General features: G+C 76.1%; 13 protein-coding genes and 1 tRNA gene. 11 read left to right on the top strand and 3 right to left on the bottom strand.

The window, feature by feature from the left end; all coding sequences use genetic code 11:
* Positions 1-2 precede the first annotated feature (2 nt).
* Positions 3-275 carry a hypothetical protein gene (locus BCF33_RS05445; RefSeq protein ID WP_106159858.1) on the top strand — a complete coding sequence of 91 codons (273 nt, stop codon included), beginning with the start codon at positions 3-5 and terminating at the stop codon, positions 273-275.
* Here the strand turns inward: BCF33_RS05445 and eda are convergent.
* Both eda and edd read right to left on the bottom strand, forming a co-directional pair.
* Complete coding sequence (gene eda / locus BCF33_RS05440) at positions 272-898, bottom strand: bifunctional 4-hydroxy-2-oxoglutarate aldolase/2-dehydro-3-deoxy-phosphogluconate aldolase (RefSeq protein WP_106159857.1); 627 nt, start codon at positions 896-898, stop codon at positions 272-274. The genes BCF33_RS05445 and eda overlap by 4 nt on opposite strands.
* A 78-nt stretch (positions 899-976) precedes the next feature.
* Entirely contained in the window at positions 977-2773 is a 1797-nt protein-coding gene (gene edd / locus BCF33_RS05435) for a phosphogluconate dehydratase (RefSeq protein ID WP_106159856.1), read from the bottom strand.
* 187 nt (positions 2774-2960) lie between these two features.
* On the opposite strand from edd, the gene BCF33_RS05430 reads away from it, so the two are divergent.
* The 3 genes from BCF33_RS05430 to BCF33_RS05420 all read left to right on the top strand — a co-directional run bounded on the left by BCF33_RS05430 (position 2961) and on the right by BCF33_RS05420 (position 5307).
* Positions 2961-3554 (top strand): DUF6778 family protein, encoded by a 594-nt coding sequence (locus BCF33_RS05430; protein WP_106159855.1) that lies wholly within the window; start codon positions 2961-2963, stop codon positions 3552-3554.
* 62 nt (positions 3555-3616) lie between these two features.
* Positions 3617-4792: an RSP_2647 family RNA methyltransferase gene (locus BCF33_RS05425; protein WP_106159854.1), complete on the top strand. Its 1176-nt coding sequence runs from the start codon at positions 3617-3619 to the stop codon at positions 4790-4792.
* Positions 4789-5307, top strand: a complete 519-nt coding sequence (locus BCF33_RS05420) for an RSP_2648 family PIN domain-containing protein (protein WP_106159853.1) — start codon at positions 4789-4791, stop codon at positions 5305-5307. The genes BCF33_RS05425 and BCF33_RS05420 overlap by 4 nt, the downstream gene beginning before the upstream one ends.
* Positions 5308-5354: 47 nt before the next feature.
* On the opposite strand, the gene BCF33_RS05415 is transcribed toward BCF33_RS05420, so the two are convergent.
* On the bottom strand, positions 5355-6239 hold the full coding sequence (locus tag BCF33_RS05415; RefSeq protein WP_106159852.1) for a hypothetical protein: 885 nt from the start codon (positions 6237-6239) through the stop codon (positions 5355-5357).
* A 142-nt stretch (positions 6240-6381) separates the two neighbouring features.
* Here BCF33_RS05415 and BCF33_RS05410 point away from each other — a divergent pair.
* The 7 genes from BCF33_RS05410 to mnmH all read left to right on the top strand — a co-directional run bounded on the left by BCF33_RS05410 (position 6382) and on the right by mnmH (position 13373).
* Positions 6382-6454 (top strand) — tRNA-Thr (locus BCF33_RS05410).
* A gap of 106 nt (positions 6455-6560) precedes the next feature.
* Complete coding sequence (locus BCF33_RS05405; protein WP_106159851.1) at positions 6561-7214, top strand: ABC transporter ATP-binding protein; 654 nt, start codon at positions 6561-6563, stop codon at positions 7212-7214.
* Between the two features lie 202 nt (positions 7215-7416).
* Positions 7417-9834, top strand: coding sequence for an FtsX-like permease family protein (locus BCF33_RS05400; RefSeq protein ID WP_106159850.1), 2418 nt, complete (start codon positions 7417-7419; stop codon positions 9832-9834).
* Positions 9834-10850 (top strand): lipocalin-like domain-containing protein, encoded by a 1017-nt coding sequence (locus BCF33_RS05395; protein WP_106159849.1) that lies wholly within the window; start codon positions 9834-9836, stop codon positions 10848-10850. Before BCF33_RS05400 ends, BCF33_RS05395 begins: the two co-directional genes overlap by 1 nt.
* Positions 10851-10920: 70 nt before the next feature.
* Positions 10921-11505, top strand: coding sequence for a pyridoxamine 5'-phosphate oxidase family protein (locus BCF33_RS05390; RefSeq protein WP_245883730.1), 585 nt, complete (start codon positions 10921-10923; stop codon positions 11503-11505).
* Between the two features lie 2 nt (positions 11506-11507).
* Positions 11508-12290 (top strand): NAD(P)-binding protein, encoded by a 783-nt coding sequence (locus BCF33_RS05385; RefSeq protein WP_245883759.1) that lies wholly within the window; start codon positions 11508-11510, stop codon positions 12288-12290.
* 9 nt (positions 12291-12299) lie between these two features.
* Positions 12300-13373: a tRNA 2-selenouridine(34) synthase MnmH gene (gene mnmH / locus BCF33_RS05380; RefSeq protein WP_106159847.1), complete on the top strand. Its 1074-nt coding sequence runs from the start codon at positions 12300-12302 to the stop codon at positions 13371-13373.
* Positions 13374-13455: the final 82 nt, after the last annotated feature.

Below are 13455 nucleotides of genomic sequence, written 5' to 3'. Positions count from 1 at the left end.
GGATGTATCGCGACCCGCTCGACCCCAAGGGCCTCATCGGGGAGGCCTACCGCATGGAGCGCATCGAGGCGCCCGAGTGCCGGTCGATCTTCCTCGACTGGGCCCTCTCCACCGAGGCCACGCCGGAAGCGATCCGCGCCATGCTGGCGCGGCACGGCGCCGAAGGGCACCCGATGACGGCCGTCCTGCGCGAGGGCCTGGAGGCGGCGCCGACGGGGCGCCGCGGAGGACGGCGGGCGCGGGTGGGCGGCCGGGCGGGGCCGGGCCCGCCCTAGAGCAGCGCCGCGGCCTCGCGCGCGAGGGCCTCGACCTCGGCGTCGGAGGCGCCCTTCGGCGCGACCCAGGAGCCGCCGACGCAGAGCACGTTGGGGAGGGCGAGGTAGCCCGGCGCGTTCCCGGGGGTCACGCCCCCCGTCGGGCAGAAGGCGACCTGCGGGATGGGCGCGCCGATGGCCTTGAGGGCGGGCGCGCCGCCCGACGCCTCGGCGGGGAAGAACTTCTGGACGGCGTAGCCACGCTCCAGGAGGCGCATCACCTCCGAGGCGGTGGCCGCGCCGGGCAGGAGGGGCAGGCCGTTCGCCTCGGCCGCGTCGAGGAGGCGGTCCGTGGCGCCGGGCGAGACGCCGAAGGTGGCGCCGGCGTCGAGGGCCGCCTCGACGTCCTCGGGGGTCAGGAGGGTGCCGGCGCCGACCCGGCCGCCGGGGACCTGCGCCATCTCGCGGATCGCCTCATAGGCCGCGGGCGTGCGGAGCGTGACCTCGAGGGCGGGGAGGCCGCCCTTCACGAGGGCTTCCGCGAGGGGCTTCGCGCCCGCCGCGTCGTCGATCACGAGGACGGGGACGATGGGGGCCAGCTCGCAGATCGCGCGGGTGGCCCGGGACATCTCATCGGGGGTCATGGGCGGGGCTTTCGGTGGGCGGTATGGCCGGACGGCGGGCTGGAGCCCGCCCTACGATGGTGCAGGGGGCGGGCGCGCTCACACGCACGATCCCGCGCCCGCGGTCGCGTCGCCGACGTTGCGGCGGAAGACGTCGAAGAGCTCGCGCCCGACGCCGTGGCGGTTCGGCCCGAGGTCGGCCTCGGCCGGGGCGCGGCCCGAGAGGTCGGCGAGGACGTCGAGGGTGCCCTTGTCGGCGTCCACCCGCACGATGTCGCCGTCGCGAAGGAGGGCCAGGGGGCCGCCCTTCGCCGCTTCGGGCGAGACGTGGATGGCGGCGGGGACCTTGCCGGAGGCGCCGGACATGCGCCCGTCGGTCACGAGGGCGACGCGGTGGCCGCGCCCTTGGAGGACCGACAGGGGCGGGGTGAGGGAGTGGAGCTCGGGCATGCCGTTGGCGGCGGGGCCCTGGAAGCGGACCACGACGACGACGTCGCGGTTCAGGTCGCCGCGCGCGAAGGCCTCCTTCACGGAGAGCTGGTCGTGGAAGACGGCCGCGGGGGCCTCGATCACGTGGCGCTCGGGCGCGACGGCGGAGACCTTGATCACGCCCGTTCCGAGGGTGCCCTTCAGCTCGCGCAGGCCGCCGGTGGGGGCGAAGGGGTCGGAGGCGGGGCGCACGATGCGGTCGTTCTGGGTCTCGGCGGGGCCGTCGCGCCATTCGAGGGCGCCGTCCTGGAGGACGGGCTCGCGTGCGTAGGCGGAGAGGTCGCCCATGATGGTCTTGGCGTCCGCGTGCAGGAGGCCCGCGTCGAGGAGCTGGCCGATCAGGAATTGGAGGCCGCCGGCGGCGTGGAAGTGGTTCACGTCGGCGAGGCCGTTGGGATAGACCTTCGCCATCAGGGGCACCGCGGCGGAGACGTCCGCGAAGTCCTGGGGCGTCAGGACGATCCCGGCCGCCTTGGCCATCGCGGGCAGGTGGAGGACGAGGTTCGTGGACCCGCCCGTCGCCATCAGGCCGACCATGCCGTTCACGAACGCCCGCTCGTCCAGGATCTCGCCCGCGGGGCGGTGGTCGTTGCCGAGCGCGGTGATCTCGAGGGCGCGGGCCACGCCGGCCTCGGTCAGGGCGTCGCGCAGGGGGGTGCCGGGGTTCACGAAGGAGGCGCCGGGCAGGTGGAGGCCCATGAACTCCATCAGCATCTGGTTGGTGTTGGCGGTGCCGTAGAAGGTGCAGGTGCCGGGCGAGTGGTAGGACGCCATCTCGGCGCGCATCAGCTCGGCGCGATCCGCTTTCCCTTCGGCGAAGCGGTTGCGGACGGCGGCCTTCTCGTCGTTGGGCAGGCCCGATGGCATGGGGCCGGCGGGCAGGAACACCGCCGGGAGGTGGCCGAACGTGGCCGCGGCGATCACGAGGCCGGGGACGATCTTGTCGCAGATGCCCAGGTAGACGGCGCTGTCGAAGCAGTTGTGCGAGAGGGCGACCCCGGCCGCCATCGCGATCACGTCGCGCGAGAAGAGCGAAAGCTCCATCCCCGGCTGGCCTTGGGTGACGCCGTCGCACATCGCCGGCACGCCGCCCGCCATCTGGGCGGTGGCGCCGCGCGCGCGGGCGAGGTCGCGGATGCGGCGGGGCCATTCCTCGTAGGGCTGATGGGCCGAGAGCATGTCGTTGTAGGCCGACACGATCCCGAGGTTCGGCGCGCGCCCCTCGGCCATCGCGGCCTTGTCGGGCATGGCGGCATAGGCGTGGGCCTGGTTGCCGCAGGAGAGGTGGGCGCGCACGGGCCCGTCCGCGGCGGCGGCGCGCATCCGGTCGAGATAGGGCCCGCGCGTCCCGTCGGAGCGGGCGCGGATGCGGTCGGTGACGGCCCTGATGCGGGGGTCGAGCGGCATGGGAAGGCTCCTCGGGGGTCGGGCGGGCGCTACGCCCGTTAGCGGTAACGGTCAAGATGGCGGGACGGGCGCGCGGGGTCCCGCGCCCGCGGCGAACGGCACGGATCAAAATGGCCATCCGGTCGCCGGAGGGCCGCCCCATTCGCGGGTATGACGCGGCGAGGATCCGCAGCGAAGGTGCAGCCCGATGTCCGTCCGTCTCCTGCGCGCCAGCATGGTCGCGCTCTGCCTCGTCTCGACTGCCGCGTGCGCCCCGGGGGGGCGGATGACGGCCCCGGCGGAGGGGGAGGCGCCGGCGCGCGCGGCGGCCTCGTTGGCCGGGTTCTCGGTCGCCGTGCCCGAGGCGCTGAGGGTCAGCGATTCCGAGGGCTACTATCCGGGCGCGGACATCGTCTGGCATGGCGATCCTTACGGGGACCGCCGGGCGCAGGTCGCGGCACTCTTCGAGGAGGCGGCGGCGACGGCGGAGCGGCTGGCGGGCCCGGAGGGGCGGCCGGTCCTCGCGGAGGTGTCCGTCGTGCGGTTCCACGGCCTGAGCCCGCGCGCGCGCCTGACCGTGGGCGGGGTGCACAACATGATCTACGACCTGACGCTGCGCGACGCGGCCACCGGCGCGGTGCTGGAGACGCGGCGCGTCGACGCGTCGATCCGCGGCCATGGCGGGCTGACCGCCCTGCGCGCCGAAGAGCGGGGGCGGACCCAGAGGGTCCGCGTGATCGACGCCCTCGCCCGGTCGCTGGTGGGGGAGCTAGCCCGCGGGGTCGCCCCTCCGCCGGCCTGATCCGCCCGGCGCGCCGGCCCGCGGGCTTTCCCCGCCCGCCGCAGCATGTCACGGGGGCCGTCATGGACCGTCCCGTGATCCGACTGCGCCCCAAGGCCGACGTCGCGCGCATCCGCCGCGGCGCGCCCTTCCTCGGGCCGCAGGACCTCGTGCTGGACCGCCGCGCGCGGTCCCTCGCCCCCGGCACGATCGCCACGCTGGAGGACGCGACCCGCGCGCCCCTGGCCACGGTCGCCGTGGCGCCGGAGGCGCGGCTGGCCGCGCGCGTGCTGGACCGCGATCCGGCCGCCACCGTCGACGACGCCTGGATCGCACGGCGGATCGAGCGGGCGGCGGCGCTGCGCGCGCGCCTCTTCGAGCGGCCCTTCTTCCGGCTGGTCCACGCGGAGGGCGACGCGCTGCCGGGGCTGATCGTGGACCGGTTCGGGGACGCCGCCGCGATCCAGCCCAACGCCGCGTGGATCGACGGGCGGCTCGGCGCCGTGATCGCCGCGCTGGAGGGGCTGGGCGTCGAGCGCGTCGTCGTGAACGGCACCGCCCGCGCCCGCGCCGCCGAAGGGCTGCCCGACCGGCTGGAGGTCGTGCGCGGCCGGGTGGACGGGCCAGTCGAGGTGCCGATGAACGGCGCCGTCTACCTGGCCGACCTGGTCGGCGGGCAGAAGACGGGCCTCTTCTACGACCAGCGCGAGAACCACCGCTTCGCCGCCGCCGTCGCCGGGCCGGAGGTGCTGGACGCCTTCAGCCACGTGGGGGGCTTCGGCCTCGCCATGCTGGCCGGGGGGGCGGAGCGGGCCACGCTGGTCGACGCCTCGGCCGCCGCGCTGGCGCTGGCCGAGGGGGGCGCGGCGCGGATGGGCCGCACGGTCGAGACGATCCGCTCCGACGCGTTCGACGCGCTCGCCGCCCTGCGGTCCGAGGGGCGCGCCTTCGACACGGTGATCTGCGACCCGCCGGCCTTCGCCCCCTCGAAGGCGGCGCGCGAGGCGGGCCTGCGCGCCTACGAGCGGATCGCCTTCCTCGCCGCGCCGCTGGTCCGGCCGGGGGGCGTGCTGGGCCTCTGCTCGTGCTCGCACGCGGCGGACCTCGAGGCGTTCCGCGCCGCGTCGCTGCGGGGGGTCGGCAAGGCGCGGCGGGCGGCGGCGATCCTGCGGACGGGGTTCGCGGGGCCGGACCATCCCGTCCATCCGATGCTGTCGGGGACGGGCTACCTGAAGGCGCTGTTCCTTCGGCTGGCATGAGGGCGCTGCTCGACGCCAACGTGCTCTACCCGACGGTGATGCGCGAGGTGCTGCTCGGCGCGGCGGGGGAGGGGCTGCTGACGCCGCTGTGGTCCGCGCGCCTTCTGGAGGAGTGGCGCCGCGCCGCCCTGCGCCGGGGCGAGGACGCCACCGGCGAGATCGCGGCGGCCCGGGCGATCCATCCCGGCGCCATGGTCGAGCCGGCGCCCCTGGACGTCGTGCTGCCCGACCCCGACGACGTCCACGTGCTGTCGGCGGCCGTCGCGGGCCGGGCGGACGTCCTGGTGACGATGAACCTCAGGGACTTCCCCACGCGGGTGCTGAGCGCGCAGGGCGTCGTGCGGCGCGACCCCGACGGGCTGATGGTCGAGCTGCTGCACGAGGCGCCGGACGCCGTCCGGGGGGTCTGCGCGGCCGTGCTGGCGCGCGCGCGGGCGATGGACGACGCGGGCTGGACGATGCGCGGGCTGATGAAGAAGGCGCGCCTGCCGAGGCTGGGCAAGGCGCTGGGCTGAGGGTGTCCCGCGCGCCCTGGGGGGCCGGGGGCCCCCTTCGGGCCCCCTCAGGCCCCTAGGAAGGTCACGCCGTCCATGTTCGCGACCTCCCATGCGTCCTCGTCGTAGATGGCGGTCAGCGTCTCGACGGTCTCGTCCGTCCAGCCGGGGATGTCGGCATCCTCCCAGGTGGCGGCGGGAAGGGCGAACTTGTCGAAGAAGGCGCCGATGATCCGTCGCCGCTGCGCCGCGGACGCGGGGGGGTGCTTGGCCAGGTAGGCGCGGTAGCGGCCCATCCCCTCGGGCGAGAGGAGCTGCTTGAGGAGGACGTTGTCGCCTGCCATCGGCTCGTCCCAGGGGACGCCGGCCAGCGCGCGCAGCAGGTCGGGCCAGATCGCGGGCGTGTCCTCGTTGCACCAGACGGTGAGGGGGACGTCCGGCATCGCGGCGCGCAGCCGGCGCACGAGGTCCGACCAGCGCAGCGTGGTCGCGTCGGTGCCGTGCATCAGGGTCGCGTAGTCCATGTCCGGCGCCCGCCGCTTGATCGCCGGAAGCGCCGTCGCCGGATTGCGGAGCGCCAGGAAGAGCTCGGGGCGGGCGCCGGGAAAGAGGGAGGCGAGCGCCTTCGTCCGGTCCCCGGCACCCGCGTACCAGGCGCCGCCGGCGAAGATGCGGGGGATCGTGCAGAAGAAGTTCTCGTTCGCGAGGACGAGGCGTTCGGGGCGCGCCGCCTCGCCCCCTCCGAGGATCGAGTCCAGCAGGGCGCGGGCCGTCTCGGGCGCGGGCGGGCGGCCGTCCAGCCGCTCGACGGTCTCGCGCATGAGGGTGCGGTACCGATTCGGCGGCGGCACGGCGGTCCCGCGCGCGGCCAGGGCGTCGGCGTTGCGCTCCAGCGCCTTGCGCAGACCGTCGTCGTCCGTGCAGTGCGCGCCGATGTGGAAGGCGACCTGCATGCCGGCCCGTCTCCGCTGGTTGCTCCCGCGGGGCCCTCGCCCCCCCGCCGCGCGCAGATAGCCCGCCCTCCGCGCGAGGGGAACCGGCGCCGCCGGGCCGGCTGGCGCGGCACGGCCGGGGGCGCTAGGGGAGGGACGCGGCGCCGGCGTAGCTCAGCTGGTAGAGCGTCTGATTTGTAATCAGGGGGCCGGGGGTTCGAGTCCCTCCGCCGGCACCGCGCGGGGCTTCGGGCGGGGTCGCCATCGAGGCCGGGCCGCTTGCGCTGGCCCGCCGGCGGCCCGGCGCTAGCTCGCCCTCGGGGGGCGGCAGAGGGGGCCGGCATGCTTCTGGAGATGGCGGGGGTCGAGAAGGCCTATCCGGGCGAGGACGGCGTTCCCGTGCCCGTGCTGCGCGGCCTCGACCTGACGCTCGCCGCGGGCGAGACGCTGGCCCTGACCGGCGAGAGCGGGTCGGGCAAGTCCACGGCGCTGAACCTCGCCGCCGGGCTGGACGAGGCGGACGCGGGCCGCATCGCGGTCGAGGGGCGCGACGTCTCGGCGATGGGCGAGCGGGCGCGCGCGACCCTGCGGCGCGAGCGGATCGGCCTCGTCTTCCAGCAGTTCAACCTCGTCCCCTCGCTCGACGTGGGCGCGAACCTCGCCTTCCAGGCGCGCCTCGCCGGGCGCGAGGCGGACGTCGCCCCCCTGGCCGAGCGGCTGGGCCTCGCGGCGCATCTCTCGAAATACCCCGAGCAGCTCTCCGGCGGGCAGCAGCAGCGGGTGGCCATCGGGCGGGCGCTCGCGGCGCGGCCGGCGCTGATCCTCGCCGACGAGCCGACCGGCAACCTCGACGAGGCGACGGGCGCCGCGGTGATGGAGGAGATGCTGGCGCTGGTCAGGGAGACGGGGGCCGGGCTGCTGGTGGTCACGCATTCGGCCACGCTGGCGGGGCGGATGGACCGGCGCGTGCACCTGAAGGGCGGGGTGGCGACGTGACGTCCGGGCCGCGCCGCCCCGGCGCGCGTGCCGGGGCCTGCGCCGGGGCCGTCCGGGGCCCGTCATGGCCGCGGCGCGGCCCTTTCCCCCCAGTGGGCGGACATGTCCCGGGGGGCCCGATCGGGGCGGCGCCGCCCCGGCCCGGACGGGCCTGGAGGGCCGAGGGCCGGGAGGGGCGGAGGCGCTTGCCCAGGGGCGGGCGATGAGGGGGGCCGTCCTCTCCGCGCTGCTGTCGCATTGGCGGCGGCGGCCCCTGCAGCTCGCGACGCTGATCCTGGGGCTCGCGCTGGCGACCGCGCTGTGGACCGGGGTGCAGGCGATCAACGCCGAGGCCCGCGCCTCCTACGCGGAGGCGTCCGAGGCGCTGGGCGCGGGCGGCGGACGGATCGTGGGGACCGGGCCAATCCCGCCCGAGACGTGGGTCGCGATGCGCCGCGCGGGCTGGCCCGTCACGCCCGTCGTCGAGGGCGAGATCGCTGAAGGGGTGCGCCTCGTCGGGATCGACGGGCTGACGGCGGGCGGCGCGGGGCCCTTCGCCGGGGGGGGCGAGGCGGGCGGCCGTGCGGGCGAGGGCGCCGCGACGGAGGCCGAGGACGGCGTCGACCCCCTGGCCTTCCTGCGGGGCGAGGCGGCGCTGGTCTCGCCCGAGGCGGTCGCCGCCCTGGGACGGCGCGCCGTCCTCGGCGGGCGGGAGGTGGCCCTCGTGCCCTCCGCCGCCGCGGGGACGGGCGAGGTCGTGGCCGACTGGACGTTGGCCCTCGACGCGCTGGGGCGCGAGGGGTTCGACCGGCTCGACCTCTCGCCGGCGGGGCCCGAGCCGCTGACGCCGCTGCCGCGCGGGCTGCGCGTCGTGTCGGACGGGGGCGACGTGGCGCGGCTGACGGACAGCTTCCACCTGAACCTGACCGCCTTCGGCCTGCTGAGCTTCGCCGTCGGCCTCTTCATCGTGCAGTCTTCCGTCGCCCTCGCCTTCGAGCAGCGCCGCCCCGCCTTCCGCACCCTGCGCGCGCTGGGGGTGCCGGGCGGCACGCTTGTCGCCCTGGCCGCGGGCGAGCTGGTCGTCCTGTCGCTGGTGGCGGGCGCGGCGGGGGTGCTGCTGGGCTGGGCGGTGGCGGCCGCGCTGCTGCCCGGCGTGGCCGCGACGCTGGAGGGGCTCTACGGCGCGGAGGTGGACGGCGGCCTCTCCCTCAGGCCGGCCTGGGCGCTCTCGGGCCTGGGGATCGCGGTGGCGGGGGCCCTCTTGGCCAGCGTCTCGGCCCTGTGGAAGCTCTGGCGGCTGCCGCCGCTCGCGGCCGGACAGCCGCGCGCCTGGGCGCGGGCCTCGGGCCGGACCGCGCTGTGGCAGGGGGCGGCCGCCGCGGGGCTGCTCGCGCTGTCGGCGGCGGTGGCCTGGGCGGCGGACGGCCTCGTCGCGGGGTTCGTGACGCTCGGCGCGCTCCTCCTCGGGGCCGCGCTGGCGCTGCCGCCGGTGCTGTCCCTGACCCTCGCCTGGGGCGCGCGCCTCGTCCGGGGGCCGCAGGCGGAATGGTTCATGGCCGACACGCGCCAGCAGCTTCCCGGTCTGAGCCTCGCGCTGATGGCGCTGCTCCTCGCGCTCGCCGCGAACGTAGGCGTGTCGACGATGGTGGGCTCGTTCCGCGGGACGTTCACCGGCTGGCTGGACCAGCGGCTGGCGGCCGAGCTCTACATCACCGCGGGCGACCCCGCGCAGGCGGAGGAGATCGAGGCCTTCCTCGCGCCCCGGGCGGAGGCGATCCTGCCGATCTGGTCCGTGCCCACCCGCATCGGCGGCGTCCCCGGCGAGATCTACGGCGTGCGCGACCACGCCACCTACCGGGACAACTGGCCGCTGCTCGAGGCCGCGCCGGACGTCTGGGACCGGCTGCAGCGCGGCGAGGTCCTGATAAACGAGCAGACGGCGCGGCGGATGTCCCTCGGCGTCGGCGACGCGGTGGCGCTGGCCGAGGGGTGGGAGGCGCGCGTCGCGGGGGTCTATTCGGACTATGGCAACCCCGCCGCGCAGGCGATGGCGGGCGAGGCGGACCTCGCCCGGCGCTACCCTGACGCGCCCGTCTTCCGCTTCGGGCTGCGCACAGGCGACCCAGAGGGGCTGCGCGCGGCGCTGATCGAGTTCGGCCTGCCGCCGGAGGCGGTGATCGATCAGGCGGGGATCAAGGCGTTCTCGCTGGAGGTGTTCGACCGGACCTTCGCCGTCACCGCCGCGCTGAACGTCCTGACGCTGTCGGTGGCGGGGTTCGCGATGCTGGCTTCGCTGCTGACGTTGGCGGCGATGCGGCTGCCGCAGCTGGCGCCGGTCTGGGCCCTTGGGGTGACGCGGCGGCGGCTGGGCTGGCTGGAGCTTCTGAGATCGGTCATGCTGGCGGGGATCACGGCGGTGCTGGCCCTTCCCGTGGGGCTGGCGCTGGCCTGGGTCCTGCTGGCGGTGGTGAACGTGGAGGCGTTCGGATGGCGGCTTCCCATGCGGGTGTTCCCCGGCGACTGGATGGTCCTCGGTGGGGCGGCGCTGCTGGCGGCCGCGCTGGCGGCGGCCTGGCCCGCGCGGCGGCTGGCGACCCTGCCGCCGCGGGCGCTGATCGCGGTCTTCGTACAGGAGCGGTGATGCGCCTGATCTGCCTTCTGGTCCTGCTGCCGGCGACCTCCCTCGCGCAGGGCTTCGCCGGCCTCGGCACGGATGCCGAAGGGTTCGCGCTGCCGGACCCGGACTACGCGATCGCGTTCCCCCGGGACCACGGACCGCATTCGGACTACCGGATCGAATGGTGGTACGTGACCGCCACTCTGACGGGCGAGGACGGGCGGGACTACGGGGTTCAGTGGACGCTGTTCCGCTCCGCCCTCGCGCCTGGCGAGGCGGACGCGCAGGTCTGGATGGGCCATGCCGGGATCACCACGCCCGAGCGCCACTTCGCGGCCGAACGCTTCGCGCGGGGCGGGGTCGGGCTGGCCGGCGTCGAGGCCGAGCCGTTCCGCGCCTGGATCGACGAATGGTCCATGGAGGGGCCGTCGCTGTCCGACGTCACGATGACCGCGCGCGGGCCCGAGGCGGGGTTCGCGCTGGACCTCGTGGCCGAGGGGCCGTTCGTCCTGCAGGGGGCGCTGGGCTATTCGGTCAAGTCGGCCGAGGGGCAGGCCTCGCACTACTACTCGCAGCCCTTCTACCGGGCCGAGGGGGTCATCGACCTGCCGTCGGGCCCGGTCGCCGTCGCGGGGGACGCCTGGCTGGACCGGGAGTGGTCCTCCCAACCCCTTTCGGAGGGGCAGACGGGGTGGGACTGGTTCAGCCTGTCCTTCGAGGGGGGCGAGCGGATGATGGGGTTCCGCCTGCGGGGCGGCGGCGACTACACCTCCGCCACCTGGATCGAGGCGGACGGGACGCCCACGCCCTACGGGGACGGGGCGCTGCGCGTGACGCCGCTGCGCGTGGCCGAGGTCGCGGGCCGCGACGTGCCCGTGGAATGGCGCGTCGAGCTGCCCGCCGAAGGGGTGGACGTGCGGACCGTCCCGCTGAACGAGGACGCCTGGATGGGCGTCTCGGTCCCCTATTGGGAAGGCCCGCTGCGGTTCGAGGGAACGCACGAGGGGCGGGGCTATCTGGAGATGACGGGGTATGAATGACGGGGCCGGGGACGCCCGGACCGCTCGGCAATGCAGCGAGGGGAAGCCGGCCCTCGACTGGGCCGCGCCGGTGAGCGCAGATCGGCCGGACGGGGACCGCTTCCCCTGGGCGGCGGAGCTGGACGGCCTTCACGCGAAGGTCTGGGAGCGGCTGGCGCGTGGGGTGCACGACGCCCGCGCGGCGGCGCGGCATCCGGTGCTGGCGACGATCTCGGCCGCGGGGCCGGAGGCGCGGACCGTGGGGCTGCGGCGCGCCGACCGCGCGGCGGGAGAGGTCGAGGTCCACACCGATCTGGGAAGCGACAAGGTCGCGGAGCTGCGCGCCGACCCCCGCGCGGCGCTGCACGTCTGGGACCGGAAGGTGCAGCTTCAGGTGCGGCTGCGGATGAAGGTGGAGGTGCTCTCGGGCCGCGAGGTGGAGGAGCGCTGGCGCGGCATCCCACAGGAGGGGCGGCTGAACTACGGCGGCGAGCCCCCGCCGGGCACGCCCATCGGGCACTGGCGGGACCACGAGGCCACCGTGGCGCGCGAGCGGTTCGGGGTCCTCCTCGGCCGGGTGGAGGAGATCGACGCCGTGGTCCTGGGCGAGCGGCCGCACCGGCGGGCGCTGTTCCGGCGCGCGGACGGCTGGGCGGGGCGGTGGCTGGCGCCTTGAGGGTGGACGTCGCGATCCTGGGGGCGGGCCTCGCGGGGCTGGCCTGCGGCCGGCGCCTCGCCGAGGCGGGCCTGTCGGTGCGCCTCGTCGACAAGGGCCGGCGGCCCGGCGGGCGCGCGGCGGTGCGGCGGCCCCGCGCGGGCGGGGTGGCGGTGAACCACGGCCTGCCCGCGCTGACCCCGGAGGCGCGGGCGCTGCTGCCGCCCCTGCCGGAGGAGCTGGAGGACGCGGTCGACGTCCTGGCCGCGCCGCTGGAGGCGACGTTGGGAACCCCGGTCGCCGGCGTGGAGGCGGGGGGCCGCCTGCGCTGGGACGGGGGCGGCATGGAGGCGGGGCGCGTCGTCTCGACCCTGCCCCGGCCGCAGGCGCGGGCGCTTCTGGGGCCGGGGGTGCCGGAGGCCCCGATGGCGCCGCGCTGGACCTTGATCGCCCGCGGGACGGATCTGGCTCCGGAAGCCCTTCCGAGGGGTTGGATCCTGGGCCACGCGCCGCCTGGCGCCGTCGCCGTCCACATGGCCGAGGAGGAGAGCCGCGCCGCGCTGGAGGAGGAGAAGCCTGTCATGGCCGCCCGCATGGCCGCTCGGCTGGGCCTGCCGGACGATGCCGAGGTCGCCGCCCATCGCTGGCGCCACGCGCATCCCGCGGGCGGGTTCGGCGCGCCCTTCGCCGAGGCGGGCGGGGTGCTGGTCGGGGGGGACTGGTGCCTGGGGACCGGGATCGCGGACGGCGCGGCGTTGGCGATCCGCTCGGGCCTCGCCATGGCGGACGCGGTGCTGGGGCGCTAGGGGGCGGGCATGCCGCTGGAGCGCTGGACATTGGAGGGGATCGACCCCCTGGCATCGGGGGCGTTCGACGACGTGATCGACGTGCGCTCGCCGTCGGAGTTCGCGGAGGACCACCTTCCCGGTGCGATCTCCCTTCCCGCGATGAGCGACGCGGAGAGGGCGGAGGTCGGCACGCTCTACACCCGGGTGGACCGGTTCCGGGCCCGGCGGGTGGGCGCGGCGTGGCTGTCGCGCAACGCCGCCCGGCACCTGGAGGGGCCGCTGGCGGACCGGGACGGCGGCTGGCGGCCGCTGGTCTACTGCTGGCGGGGGGGCCAGCGCTCGGGGGCGTTCGCGGTGATCCTGTCGGAGGTCGGGTGGCGCGTCTCGGTCGTCGAAGGGGGCTACCGGGCCTGGCGGCGCAGGGTGCAGGGGATGCTCTACGAGGCGGCGCTGCCGGTCCGGCCGGTCGTGCTGGACGGCAACACGGGAACCGCCAAGACCGATATCCTGGCGGAGGTCGCCCGCCGGGGCGGGCAGGTGCTGGACCTGGAGGGCCTGGCGAACCATCGCGGCAGCGTCCTCGGCGCGCGGGAAGGCGGGCAGCCCGGCCAGAAGGCGTTCGAAGGACGGCTGGCCGTCGCGCTGTCGCGGATGGACCCCGCCCGCCCGGTCCTGGTCGAGGCGGAGTCCTCGAAGGTCGGGGACATCGCGGTGCCGCCCTCGCTGTGGAAGGCGATGCGGGAGGCGCCGCGCATCCGCATCGAGGCCGCGCCGGAGGTGCGGGCGGCTTATCTGGCGCGGGCCTATCGCGACCTGACGGCGGACCTTCCCGCGCTGGAGGGGCGGCTGGGGCAGCTTCGGCGGATCGCCGGCGGCGAGGCGGTGGAGCGGTGGACCGCGCTGGCCCGGACAGGGGCGTTCGAGCCCCTGGCGCTGGAGCTGATCGAGCGGCACTACGATCCCCGCTACGCGCGCGGCGCCATGCGGCGCGACGCGCGGCCCTTCGGCACGGCGGCCCTGCGCGGCGCCGGGCCGGGGGACGTGGCCGAGACCGCCGGGGCAGTAATGCGAATGCTCGAAGAAGGCGGTGCAAGGCCTTGATGCTAGGCGGCATACCGATATCGCACGGTGACTTCACCTTCCGTTAATCCGGGCCTGCTAGACCTGTTCCCGTGATGCGAAG

It is taken from the genome of Hasllibacter halocynthiae (genome assembly GCF_003003095.1).
GTDB classification, from domain to species: Bacteria; Pseudomonadota; Alphaproteobacteria; order Rhodobacterales; family Rhodobacteraceae; genus Hasllibacter; species Hasllibacter halocynthiae.
Note: the sequence above shows the minus strand (reverse complement) of the source record. Positions and strands in the feature narration are given on the sequence as shown.

Excerpts from the sequence above, each read along its gene's own strand:
- BCF33_RS05445 (WP_106159858.1), top strand. The coding sequence starts at position 3 with ATGTATCGCGACCCGCTCGACCCCAAGGGCCTCATCGGGGAGGCCTAC.
- eda (WP_106159857.1), bottom strand. The coding sequence starts at position 898 with ATGACCCCCGATGAGATGTCCCGGGCCACCCGCGCGATCTGCGAGCTG.
- edd (WP_106159856.1), bottom strand. The coding sequence starts at position 2,773 with ATGCCGCTCGACCCCCGCATCAGGGCCGTCACCGACCGCATCCGCGCC.
- BCF33_RS05400 (WP_106159850.1), top strand. The coding sequence starts at position 7,417 with ATGAGGGGGGCCGTCCTCTCCGCGCTGCTGTCGCATTGGCGGCGGCGG.
- BCF33_RS05420 (WP_106159853.1), top strand. The coding sequence starts at position 4,789 with ATGAGGGCGCTGCTCGACGCCAACGTGCTCTACCCGACGGTGATGCGC.
- mnmH (WP_106159847.1), top strand. The coding sequence starts at position 12,300 with ATGCCGCTGGAGCGCTGGACATTGGAGGGGATCGACCCCCTGGCATCG.
- BCF33_RS05395 (WP_106159849.1), top strand. The coding sequence starts at position 9,834 with ATGCGCCTGATCTGCCTTCTGGTCCTGCTGCCGGCGACCTCCCTCGCG.
- BCF33_RS05430 (WP_106159855.1), top strand. The coding sequence starts at position 2,961 with ATGTCCGTCCGTCTCCTGCGCGCCAGCATGGTCGCGCTCTGCCTCGTC.
- BCF33_RS05405 (WP_106159851.1), top strand. The coding sequence starts at position 6,561 with ATGCTTCTGGAGATGGCGGGGGTCGAGAAGGCCTATCCGGGCGAGGAC.
- BCF33_RS05425 (WP_106159854.1), top strand. The coding sequence starts at position 3,617 with ATGGACCGTCCCGTGATCCGACTGCGCCCCAAGGCCGACGTCGCGCGC.
- BCF33_RS05415 (WP_106159852.1), bottom strand. The coding sequence starts at position 6,239 with ATGCAGGTCGCCTTCCACATCGGCGCGCACTGCACGGACGACGACGGT.